Raw genomic sequence first — 2,556 nt, 5'->3', positions numbered from 1 at the left:
CTCCCGACCCCACCGTGCGGCCCGCCCCCGCCCACCGCCAGCGCACGGGCGCCGACCGGCCTAAACACCGGTTGTCGTACCCGGGTGGTTGGATCGGAACCGAGGGCATCGCCAGAGGAACCGGAGACACGATGAGCACGGCCATGAGCACCGGCGCGCAGGCATCCGAGCCGCACGCCGCCGACAGCCACGACCTGATCCGCGTGCACGGGGCGCGGGAGAACAACCTGAAGGACGTCAGTATCGAGATCCCGAAGCGCCGGCTCACGGTGTTCACGGGCGTCTCCGGCTCGGGCAAGAGCTCCCTGGTGTTCGACACCGTCGCCGCCGAGTCGCAGCGGCTGATCAACGAGACCTACAGCGCCTTCGTCCAGGGCTTCATGCCGTCCGTGGCCCGGCCCGACGTTGACGTGCTCGACGGCCTGACCACCGCGATCATCGTCGACCAGCAGCGGATGGGCGCCGACCCGCGCTCCACCGTCGGCACCGCCACCGACACCAACGCGATGCTGCGGATCCTGTTCAGCCGGCTGGGTCAGCCGCACATCGGCTCGGCCAAGGCCTTCTCCTTCAACGTCGCCTCGATCAGCGGGGCCGGCGCGGTCACCGTCGAGCGCGCCGGAAAGACCGTCAAGGAGAAGCGCAGCTTCAGCGTCACCGGCGGCATGTGCCCGCGCTGCGAGGGCCGGGGCTCGGTCTCGGACATCGACCTCACCCAGCTCTACGACGACTCCAAGTCGCTCTCGGAGGGCGCGATCACCGTCCCCGGCTTCACCGGTGACGGCTGGATGACGCGGATCTACGCCGGCTCCGGCTTCCTCGACCCGGACAAGCCGATCCGCGACTACAGCGAGCAGGAGCTGCAGGACTTCCTGCACCGCGAGCCGACCAAGGTGAAGGTCAACGGCATCAACCTCACCTACGAGGGGCTGATCCCCAAGGTCCAGAAGTCCATGCTGGCCAAGGACAGGGAGGCGATGCAGCCGCACATCCGGGCGTTCGTGGACCGCGCGGTCACCTTCACCGCCTGCCCCGACTGCGGGGGCACCCGGCTCACGGCGGCCGCCCGCTCGTCGAAGATCGGCGGCATCAGCATCGCCGACGCCTGCGCGATGCAGATCAGCGACCTCGCGGAGTGGGTGCGCGGCCTGGACGAGCCCTCGGTGGCGCCGCTGCTGACCGCGCTCCGGCAGACCCTGGACTCCTTCGTGGAGATCGGCCTCGGCTACCTCTCACTGGAGCGGCCGGCCGGCACCCTCTCGGGCGGCGAGGCGCAGCGGGTCAAGATGATCCGCCACCTCGGCTCCTCGCTCACCGACGTCACCTATGTCTTCGACGAGCCCAGCACCGGTCTGCACCCGCACGACATCCAGCGGATGAACGGCCTGCTGCTCCAACTGCGGGACAAGGGCAACACGGTGCTGGTGGTGGAGCACAAGCCCGAGGTGATCGCGATCGCCGACCATGTGGTGGACCTCGGCCCGGGCGCGGGCTCGGCCGGCGGCACGGTCTGCTACGAGGGGCCGCTGGCGGGCCTGCGCGCGGCCGGCACGGTGACCGGCCGTCATCTGGACGACCGGGCGGCGGTGAAGGCCACCGTCCGCCCCCCGACCGGCAAGCTGCCGATCCGCGGTGCCACCGCCCACAACCTGCGCGACGTCGACGTGGACATCCCGCTCGGCGTCCTGGTCGTCGTCACCGGCGTGGCCGGCTCCGGCAAGAGCTCCCTGGTGCACGGCTCGGTCCCGCCCGGCGAGGACGTGGTGTCGGTCGACCAGAGCCCGATCCGCGGCTCCCGGCGCAGCAACCCGGCCACCTACACCGGCCTGCTGGAGCCGATCCGGAAGGCCTTCGCGAAGGCCAACGGGGTGAAGCCGGCCCTGTTCAGCCCGAACTCCGAGGGCGCCTGCCCGACCTGCAACGGCGCCGGCGTCGTCTACACCGACCTCGCGATGATGGCCGGCGTGGCCACCACCTGCGAGGACTGCGAGGGGCGGCGCTTCGACGCCTCGGTGCTGGAGTACCACTTCGGCGGCAAGGACATCAGCGAGGTCCTGGCGATGCCGGTGACGGAGGCGGAGGCCTTCTTCGCCGCCGGCGAGGCCCGCACCCCCGCCGCCCACCGCATCCTCACCCGCCTGGCCGACGTCGGCCTCGGCTACGTCAGCCTCGGCCAGCCCCTCACCACCCTCTCCGGCGGCGAGCGGCAGCGCCTCAAGCTGGCCACCCACATGGGCGACAAGGGCGGCATCTACGTCCTCGACGAGCCGACCACCGGCCTGCACCTCGCCGACGTCGAACAGCTGCTCGGCCTGCTGGACCGCCTGGTCGACTCCGGCAAGTCCGTCATCGTGGTCGAGCACCACCAGGCCGTGATGGCCCACGCGGACTGGATCATCGACCTCGGCCCCGGCGCCGGCCACGACGGCGGCCGCATCGTCTTCGAAGGCACCCCGGCGGAGCTGGTCGCCGCCCGCTCCACCCTCACCGCCCAACACCTGGCCTCCTACGTGGGCGCCTGAGCCGAGGCGTCGGGCCCCGGGTGCTCCCGGGGCC

General features: G+C 71.5%; 1 protein-coding gene. It reads left to right on the top strand.

Annotated features, from left to right (window positions below):
* Positions 1-131: 131 nt before the first annotated feature.
* Positions 132-2,522: an excinuclease ABC subunit UvrA gene (locus VR45_RS31395; RefSeq protein ID WP_045943272.1), complete on the top strand. Its 2,391-nt coding sequence runs from the start codon at positions 132-134 to the stop codon at positions 2,520-2,522.
* Positions 2,523-2,556 lie beyond the last annotated feature (34 nt).

Source organism: Streptomyces sp. NRRL S-495 (genome assembly GCF_000966955.1).
Taxonomy (GTDB): domain Bacteria; phylum Actinomycetota; class Actinomycetes; order Streptomycetales; family Streptomycetaceae; genus Kitasatospora; species Kitasatospora purpeofusca.
Note: the sequence above shows the minus strand (reverse complement) of the source record. Positions and strands in the feature narration are given on the sequence as shown.

Coding starts and splice junctions, on each gene's coding strand:
- VR45_RS31395 (WP_045943272.1), top strand. CDS start 132: ATGAGCACGGCCATGAGCACCGGCGCGCAGGCATCCGAGCCGCACGCC.